The sequence below is a fragment of the Parabacteroides sp. 20_3 genome (genome assembly GCF_964238835.1).
Taxonomy (GTDB): domain Bacteria; phylum Bacteroidota; class Bacteroidia; order Bacteroidales; family Tannerellaceae; genus Parabacteroides; species Parabacteroides distasonis.
This window is the reverse complement of the sequence record NZ_CAXSNO010000005.1, coordinates 398,562-407,636: the sequence shown is the minus strand read 5'-3', so window position 1 is coordinate 407,636 and position 9,075 is coordinate 398,562. Positions and strand designations below refer to the sequence as shown.

The 9,075-nt window shown below is 46.6% G+C and carries 8 protein-coding genes; 4 read left to right on the top strand and 4 right to left on the bottom strand.

Features of this window, described 5'->3' with window-relative positions:
* Window positions 1-158: 158 nt before the first annotated feature.
* From ACESPU_RS12960 to ACESPU_RS12950, 3 genes are all read right to left on the bottom strand, one after another.
* Window positions 159-842, bottom strand: coding sequence for a DinB family protein (locus tag ACESPU_RS12960; RefSeq protein WP_009018442.1), 684 nt, complete (start codon window positions 840-842; stop codon window positions 159-161).
* Window positions 843-850: 8 nt separating this feature from the next.
* The gene (locus tag ACESPU_RS12955) at window positions 851-1,171 is read right to left on the bottom strand and encodes a YbjQ family protein (protein WP_005860908.1); all 321 of its coding nucleotides are present in this window, start codon (window positions 1,169-1,171) and stop codon (window positions 851-853) included.
* A 94-nt stretch (window positions 1,172-1,265) separates the two neighbouring features.
* Complete coding sequence (locus ACESPU_RS12950) at window positions 1,266-3,524, bottom strand: GH92 family glycosyl hydrolase (RefSeq protein ID WP_250788026.1); 2,259 nt, start codon at window positions 3,522-3,524, stop codon at window positions 1,266-1,268.
* 139 nt (window positions 3,525-3,663) lie between these two features.
* Here ACESPU_RS12950 and ACESPU_RS12945 point away from each other — a divergent pair, with 139 nt between their 5' ends.
* The 4 genes from ACESPU_RS12945 to ACESPU_RS12930 are packed head-to-tail and all read left to right on the top strand — an operon-like array spanning window position 3,664 to window position 5,558.
* A complete protein-coding gene (locus tag ACESPU_RS12945) occupies window positions 3,664-3,921 on the top strand; it encodes an RNA polymerase sigma factor (RefSeq protein ID WP_044546140.1) in 258 nt (85 codons plus the stop codon).
* 18 nt (window positions 3,922-3,939) lie between these two features.
* The gene (locus ACESPU_RS12940; protein ID WP_044546139.1) at window positions 3,940-4,602 is read left to right on the top strand and encodes a hypothetical protein; all 663 of its coding nucleotides are present in this window, start codon (window positions 3,940-3,942) and stop codon (window positions 4,600-4,602) included.
* Between the two features lie 54 nt (window positions 4,603-4,656).
* Window positions 4,657-4,935: a LysO family transporter gene (locus ACESPU_RS12935; RefSeq protein WP_008773990.1), complete on the top strand. Its 279-nt coding sequence runs from the start codon at window positions 4,657-4,659 to the stop codon at window positions 4,933-4,935.
* Entirely contained in the window at window positions 4,932-5,558 is a 627-nt protein-coding gene (locus ACESPU_RS12930) for a lysine exporter LysO family protein (protein WP_005866516.1), read from the top strand. Before ACESPU_RS12935 ends, ACESPU_RS12930 begins: the two co-directional genes overlap by 4 nt.
* A 197-nt stretch (window positions 5,559-5,755) precedes the next feature.
* Here ACESPU_RS12930 and ACESPU_RS12925 read toward each other — a convergent pair whose 3' ends face one another.
* On the bottom strand, window positions 5,756-8,986 hold the full coding sequence (locus tag ACESPU_RS12925) for a S41 family peptidase (RefSeq protein WP_373133410.1): 3,231 nt from the start codon (window positions 8,984-8,986) through the stop codon (window positions 5,756-5,758).
* Window positions 8,987-9,075 lie beyond the last annotated feature (89 nt).

Genomic DNA, 9,075 nt, shown 5'->3' with positions numbered 1-9,075 from the left:
TCCGAACAGAGAAGTTAAGCCTCGTCACGCCGATGGTACTGCGTAACAGTGGAAGAGTAGGTAGCCGCCGTCTTGAGAAAGGCGAAAGCCGGAAGAGAGAGGAGTCAGTCCGAAAGGGTTGACTCCTTTTTTTGTTATATACACCAGCCGTTTAATTTTCAATGATGTCTGCCTCTTATTGCTAGCTTCCATTTACAACAGTCATTTAGATGTAACATGACATGTCTGGTAGGAGGCATTAATAAAATACCAGCTATATCTTTTTTAGCCCAGAAATCAAGCAACCAAATCGAATCTTCATGATTTGTGGTTCCACCTTCTTCTAATATCCGGCTTATTCTTTGAGCTGGGATTTTGCGGCGTATGTCATCGGGAGATAAGGTTCGGATGATTTCTCTGCTTTTTCGTCCTACTTCATTCCTGTATTCTAAGAGTTCTTGAATACGTAGACTTTTGCTTAGCTGAATAATCTGGTTATCAGATAAGGCATTTCCTGTGTCTCTGATAGGGGAATTCATTCGGGTTTGCCAGTCTTCATTGAAGATCTGCTTTTCCCCGTTAACTAATATATTCATGGTCAGATCCTCAATTCTGCTGATATGCCATAATACCCAAGCGATGGTTTCATCTTTCGCTGTAGGCATAATGGCATATTCATCCTCTCTTAAATCTCCGACTAGCTCATCGACCTCGTTTCTCTCATTACCAGACACCACAGAGAGGTGTAATTTCCCATGAATCTCAAGAAAGAGCTCCTTGGTTTGCTCTATTAATTCCGGTTTACGGATAATGCGGTTTAATTCTTTATGTGATTCGCTTAATCCGGCTCCAAAGTATTTCATTTTGGGGATTATTGGTAGCGTACGGCTGTCCCGGCGGCGGTAACCATCAGCATGCTTCCGCTTCCTCCTACGGTCTCATAATCTAGATCTACGGCGATTACAGCGTTTGCGCCCATTCGTGCCGCATGATCGCTCATTTCTTTCAAGGCCGTTTCTTTCGCTTCGCGTAAGACACTCTCGTAAGAACCTGCACGTCCTCCGACAATATCCCGGATGCCTGCGAAGAAATCTTTGAATACATTCGCTCCGATGATCGTTTCACCGGATACGATTCCGAAGTACTGGGTAATTTCTTTTCCTTCGATCGTGTTAGTTGTTGTGAGTAACATAGCTTTTCAATTTAATCGTTTGAGGGCAAATATAAGATAAAGGGCGAACCAGTGTACTGATTCGCCCTTTGTTTTTATGTTTCTTTATATGAATTTATTTTACCGGTTGATCGGTCATGATAAACTCAAGCTTACCTCCATTTATGATATCGGAGTGGCTGATGAAAGGAGTCTCTAGGACTTTACCGTTTAGCTTGACTTCTTTAACGTATTTATTGGCGGGATTATTGTTGGTCGCCACGATCTCGAAAATACCGCCTTTTACGTGCATAGAAGCCTTATTTACCATCGGACGGCCCAATGTGTAAACCGGAATACCCGGACTTACCTGATAGAAACCTAGGGCGCTCATGACATACCAAGCAGACATCTGTCCGCAATCCTCATTACCGATGATACCATCCGGTTCATTCGTGTAGAAATTCTGCATGATATAATCTAAATACCCTTGCCCTTTCCATGGAGAATCTGTCCAGTTATAAAGATAGGCCATATGGTGGCTCGGCTCGTTTCCATGAGCGTATTGGCCGATCAATCCGGTAATATCTCCGGAGGCTTCCGCCCCGTCAATCTGGGAAGAGGTGGTGAACAGGGTGTCTAAACGTGTTTCCAGCTCTTTCTTGCCACCGATAGCGGCGATGAAGTTATCCATATCATGTGGTGCGAAGAAACTCCATTGGAAGGCATTCCCTTCGGTATAGTCGCTTTTCATATGCGAAGAATAGCGAGGGTTGAATGGAGTACGGAAAGAACCGTCGCCCATTACCGGACGCATCATTTTCGTCTCGGGATCTAAATAGCGTTTGTAGTATTCGGCTTTCTTGGCATACTCATTCGCCAACTCTATATTACCTGCCTTCTTGGCGATTTGGGAGATACACCAATCCTCGTATGCCATCTCCAATCCCCACGATACGGATTCAGGAACAGAGTCGGCGGGGACGAAACCATATTTCTCCTTATAGTAAGGGTGCATCGTGATCAGATCCAACTCACGGGTTCCTTTGAACTTCTCGGCAAGATCCTCACGGTAAACGGAAGAACGTGCGCCGGCTTCCGCCCACGTGCTCATATCACCTTCCGCTAAATCTTTCGCTACAAGGTCGGCGAGGACCGAGACGGCCGGATATCCTACCATACAACCTGTATAACTAGAGGCTAAAGGCCATTTGGGTAATATTCCACCTTCTTTATAACCTTGCACGAGTACCTTACCCCAATCAGTCGCTAAGTCCGGATTAATGATTGTCATTAACGGATGAAGCGCACGGAACGTATCCCACAAGGAGAATACGGAATAATTTACGTAACCCGGTTCGGCGGTATGCACTTTCTTGTCCATACCCAAATAACGCCCGTCCACGTCTTGATAAGCGAAGGGGGCGATCATGGTATGGTAGAGCGCCGTATAGAAATTGACCATGACTTTCGGATCTGCCTCGATCTGGATCAAGTTTAACGCCTCGTTCCAAATATGCGTTGATTCCTCACGGGTCTTATCGAAATCCCATCCGGGCAATTCTGCCTCGAGATTCTTCTCGGCGCCTTCCGGATCGACTACGGATAAGGCTACTTTTACATAAAGCGGTTGTGCCTTTTCAGCGAATTTGTAATGGAACTTCAAATCTTCTGCCGTATTTAGGCGTAAGAACAAGGAGTCTTTACGTAATTTCCCCCCGATGTATTGGTATACCGTCTCGATCGGTTCCGAGAAAGTAATCCGATAGGACATAGAATGGAAATGCGCCCAACCTTGTGTCTTCACGGTTCCTTCCACCGTGGAGTCGTTTACAAGTAAATATTGGTTACCGATCAGCTTATGTCCCCAGTTCGGTTGAAGGATATGCCCTAAGTCAAGCAGGACACGACGTTCTTTGGGATTGTCGTATGTATATTTGTGGAAACCTACACGATCCGTAGAAGTCAATTCCACGTTGATGCCAAAGTTATCCAAGCGTACGGCATAATACCCCGGTGTCGCTTTCTCAGTGTCTTTCTTGAAGGTAGCTACTGGTTTGATGGAATCTCCACCGGAGAAAGGTAATAAAGCTACGTCACCCAGATCGCCGATACCCGTACCAGAAAGATGCGTGTGGCTGAACCCGTAGATATGGTCATCATCATAATGGTAACCACTACTTGCGTCCCATCCCAAGATATGGGTATCCGGGCTTAGTTGTACCATCGCGTACGGACGGGTAGCTCCGGGGAATGTGTGTCCATGGAACCCGGTTCCGATGAATGGGTCTACATACCTCACCTCATCTTGTAGTCGCGGCGACTCCGGCGCTTGCTTGCATCCTACCAGCAGGCAGGCAAGAGCGGCCTGAAAAAATAAGATCGTTCTTTTCACTGTTATTATTGATTTAGTTTGTAATAAGCGAATTATCAATCATCTGTCACAAAGATAATGGCTTTGGGGGAATATTGGAAATTTCCTTTTAAAATCTGCAACCTTTTTCGGGCTTGGCTCGTCTTATAGATAAAAAAGTATGGGAACAAACGAATTTACGACAAAGATATTGCCGCTGAAGAATAACCTTTTCCGGGTTGTTTTCCGGATTACCGGAGACGTGGAGAAGTCTGAGCAGATCGTTCAGGAAGCCCTGCTTAAGGTTTGGGAAGACCGGGATAGCTGGATTGTCATTGAGAACTTACCTTCCTATTGCATGATGGTAGCGCGTAATCTGGCATTGAGGGAAACGTATTCCGGAAATAAGGAAAGGATGGAGCGGTATGCGGTAAGGTAATCTGTTTATGGATCGTGTATGGACTATCAACGAATAAATAAGTTGCTGGATAAATATTGGGAATGCGCCACATCCGTGGAGGAAGAGCGGGAATTACGCCAGTTTTTCTCCTCAGCGGTGGTACCTCCCGACTTATTACCTTATAAGGCTTGGTTCGTATCTCATGAGGCCGAGGCATTACCCCCTTTGGGGAAAGAATTTGATGCTCGTATATTAGAACATATCTCGGAAGATCGAAAATTAATCACTACATTTGGAACGTTATTTAAATCTATTACTCATTTAATACATAAGATTATGGGAACGAATATGAAGAAAGCCTTTACCACCCTTTTATGCCTTTTGTTTTGTATCACGATCTCGGCACAGGATAAAGCCGCAGATCTCAGTAAGTTCGTAGGCGATTGGTCCTTCTCTGCCCCCGACGCTCCGTATGGATATCAAGATGGAAGTTTTCAGATAAAGCAAGAGAACGGCAAGTTGACCGCTAAAGTGAATATACAAGGTAGTACCTTGGAGATAAATGATATCAAGGCGAAAGGAGATACCTATACCAGCTCTTTTTATGTGGATGGAACGCCTGTAGACTTAACTATGACCCAGAAAGGAAATGAGTTAGAGGGAATGGCCGACGCCGGAGGTATGCAGATTCCCGTGAAATTCAAGAAAACGAAGAAGTAGCCGCTTTGTGGTACTGTGAGTTTCTGTTAACTTCGCGGCAAAAACTACAAAGGGATGTTTACAGTAATCGGAATCATGTTCTGCGGCATTGCCGTCGGGTATTTCTTTCGTAAAGTAGAATGGCTGCAAAAGATCGGTAAGCCTATTTCTTATACAATTCTTCTTCTTTTGTTCCTGCTGGGAATTTCGGTAGGGGCTAATGAGTCTATCGTGAATAATCTTACGACATTGGGTGGGCAAGCCTTGTTGATCGCTTCGGCCGGTACGTTGGGGAGCGTCTTGGCGGCGTGGGGAGTTTATCATTTCTTTTTTAAGGAAAGGAGCCGGGGATGAAAGGGAGTTTGATCGTCGTGGGCTTCTTTGCCTTGGGGTGCTTGCTGGGATGGAGCGGTTATCTGCCCGGGGTCATTATCGAGAATGATATAACGGTTTATGTACTTTACCTCTTGATGTTTCAAGTAGGGATTAGCATAGGAAGCGATAAGAAACTGAAAGATATTTTATCGAGTATACGGCCGAAACTCTTATTGGTGCCTCTGGCTACTATTATCGGGACGTTGAGCTTCTCCGCCCTGATCAGCCTTGCTCTTACCAAATGGAGCGTGTTCGATTGTTTGGCGGTCGGAAGCGGTTTCGCCTATTATTCATTATCCTCCATCTTGATAACAGAGCTAAAAGAACCGACGCTGGGGGCGCAATTGGCGGCGGAGTTAGGGACGATCGCCTTGATCGCTAATATTATCCGTGAGATATTCGCCTTGCTGGGCGCTCCGTTGTTCGTTAGATATTTCGGAAGGCTATCTCCGATCTGCGCGGGAGGAGCTACTACGATGGATACGACATTGCCGATTATCACCCGTTATTGTGGAAAGGATTTGGTCTTTGTCTCTATCTTTCACGGAATCTTGGTGGACTTCACAGTTCCGTTTTTCGTTTCTTTCTTCTGTTCGATGTGAGTGAAAGAGGCTTCCGAGATCTCGGAAACCACCTTGCAAGGTTGAAAAGTCATTTCCGAGGTCTCGGAAAGCATTTTGCAAGGTTGAAAAGTCGTTTCCGAGGCCTCGGAAGGCATTTTACAAGGTTGAAAAGTCGTTTCTGAGGCCTCGGAAGGCATTTTACAAGGTTGAAAAGTCATTTCCGAGGCCTAGAAAAGCTATTTTACAGTTTGCAGCATCACTTCTACCGCTCTTTTTAATTGCGTGTCCTCGCCGGAGAGCTGCGCCTCGGGAGTATTGTACACCTCGACATCCGGTTGCAATTGTTGGTTTTCCAGATAATTGCCTTGCATATCTTTCACGCCTACTTGCGGGATACCGAACACCAAGGTCGGATCGATTTGCGTTTCCCACCATACGGCTGTCATGGTTCCCGGAACCGGGGCGCCGATCAGCTTGCCGATACCTAAGGTCTTATAAACCCAAGGGAAACCATGAGCGTTCGAATAATTATCCTCGCACATCAAGACACAGGACGGTTTGGTCCACTTATTGTAAGGATCGCTACCGATGTATTGTCCGCGAGGCTCGAAGCGCTGATACTCCTTGCCGCTCAATAAGGTAGCCAGATCATCATGCAACCAGCCACCTCCGTTATGGCGGGTATCCACGATCACGGCTTTCTTATTCCGGCAACGGCCTAATAAGGCGGAATAGACCTCGCGGAAACTCTCGCTGTTCATACCTCTTACATGTACGTACCCGATTTGCCCGTTCGATAATTTATCTACGGTTTCTTGGCAATTCTCGATCCATCTTTTATAAAGGAGGTTCGATTGCTCTCCGTTACTGATCGCTTTTACCTGTTCCTCGAAACGCTGTTTGCTGGTAGGATCATAGACAGAAAGCATTACTTTCTTACCGACTTTACCGCTTAGCAGTGGATAATAATCGGCGTCTTTCTTTATCGGTGTTCCGTCTATCTTCTCGATGATACAGCCTTTCTTTATCTGGCTGTCGGCCAATGTCAGCGGCCCTTTGGCGATGATTTCCTCGATCTTCAATCCGTCGCCCGTGTATGCGTTATCGAAGAAAGCGCCTAAGCTGGCGGTTTCCGGCCCGGTTAGTCCCGGATTGTAACGAGCGCCCGTATGGGAGCCGTTCAACTCGCCCAATAGCTCGGAAAGCATCTCTTGGAAATCAAAATTGTTGTTGATATGCGGAAGGAAACGGGCGTAAGCGGTCTCATACCCTTTCCAATCCATGCCCCGGAGTGTCGGATCATAGAACTTATCCAAGACTTGACGCCAAGCGTGATGGAAGATATAAGCACGCTCCTCTGCCGGACGATAAGCGAACTCGGCCTTGAAAGCGATCGGTTTTTCCTTGCTATCCTTCAACTCTATCTTTTTCAGTTTACCGCCGGCGGTAAGATAGAGGTTCTCTACTTTCTTATCGGCGAATAGAGTGCCTCGACCGACATTCTTGAGCAGTAATTTAGTGGACTTTTCCTTCAAGTCGTGTTCCCATAAATCAAAGCCTTTCTCGAAAGCGGCGCAATAATATAGTTTATCTCCTTTCGGGGCGAGTACGGCGTCTCCCAATGAGGATGAATTAGCGGTCAGGCGAATAATCCGGTCCTTGCGGTTCTCCAAATCAAACTTCAAGGGGACTACAGGCTTATCCTTATCCTCTTTTTTCTTATCGGAATCTTTATCGGATGTCTTATCCTCGTCCTTATCTTTGTTTTCATCCGCTTCTACCAAGGCCAGTTCTTCTTTACTGAGGCGGAATTTATCGTAAGCCTCACCGTCGAAGAACATGATGTACACATCCCGCTCAGCACCCCAGCTACCGTGGCTGCGGAAACCGGCACGGTCGGAGGACCAGATCATGGCCTTACCGTCTAATACCCATTTCGCGTCGCCATCCGAATAACCGCTTTCCGTCAGGTTCGTTACCTCGCCGCTACCGTCCGCTTTCACGAGGGCGATATCCGTGTTGTTCCATCCTCCGACGGAGATGTAATCTACCAAGAACCATTTGCTGTCTGGCGACCATTGAAAATGCTGGTCTCCATCGCTATACGAATAGAGGTATTTCCCGTCCAATACGGTGCGGACCTGCTTGGTCTTTCGGTTGATAACACGTAAGGTGGTGCGGTTCTCAAGGAAAGCCACCTCGTTGCCATCCGGAGAGTATAAGGGTTGGAACGAGGTTTGTCCGGAGACTACAAGAGGCTCCTCTTTCAATTCCGGGGCGTAAGTGAATTGCTTATCTTCGTCACGTGTAAGTTTACTTTCGTAGATCCCCCATGTTCCTTCCCGTTCGGCGGAATATACCAATGAACGTCCGTCGGGACTGAAATCTATATTGCGCTCTTGTTGCGGCGTGTTCGTGATTTGACGAGTCGTCTCGTATTCAATAGAAGTTACGTAAACATCGCCACGAGTGATAAACGCTACCTCTTTTCCATTCGGGGAGACGGCGATATCCGTAGCTCCATCGGTCAGAAGACGATGGATCACGTCGTTCTCGATCTTATCCGCGACGATCTGGATATTCACCTTGGCAGGTTTCTGACCTTCCTTAACGGTATAGATCTCGCCGTCGTAACTATAGCATAGAGTCCCGGAATTATCGGAGGTAAGGAAACGCACGGGGTGGGTGGTATGCGTCGTGATTTGTTTCTCGTTGTTGCCTGCCAAATCCTTCTTGAAGATGTTAAAGCTTCCTTTCTCCTCGCTTAGGTAATAGAAAGACGCCCCATCTGCGGCCCATACAGGATTACGATCCTCACCGCCAAAAGTGGTTACTTTCTGGAAAGAGCGATCTTTTCCAAGCGTACATAACCAGATATCACGGGTGATAGAAGATTGATGATGCTTGCGCCAAGGGTCCTCGTAACCTTTGTAGTCATTGTATAATAATTTACTGCCATCTTTGCTGAGGGCTATATTTTCCATGTATAACGAAGAATATAAATCCGGCCTTCCTCCGTCCGTGCTTATCTCATAGACTTGCATAAAGCGGGTGCCGGGGAATTGGATATCCTTGGCGTCTTGCAATACGTTGGCTAGATACAAGATGTGTCCGTTGTCCTTAAAGGTAGTGGGATATTCGTTTGTGGAGTGGGTGGTGAGCCGCTTAGGTTCCCCTCCCTCCTTGTTCATGAGAAATACATCGAAGTTGCCGCTACGGTTGGAGGCGAAGGCTATTCTCTGTCCGTCGGGCGACCAGACCGGACGGGTATCATGCGCCGGATGTGTTGTCAACTGCCGGGCTTTTCCTCCGGAAGAAGGGACCGTGTAGATATCCCCTTGGTAAGAAAATGCGATCGTCTGCCCGTCCGGGGAGATCGCGCAGTAACGCATCCATAACGGACTGTCGTCTGCTTGCGCCGCCGCCGATAAAAATAACGCCAGCGCAGGAATCATCAAGTTTTTCATGTGTACTCTAATTTAGATTTACAAATGTAATCGATTTTCGATATTTATTAGGAGAAATAATTGCGTAGATTAAATTTTTAAATATTTTT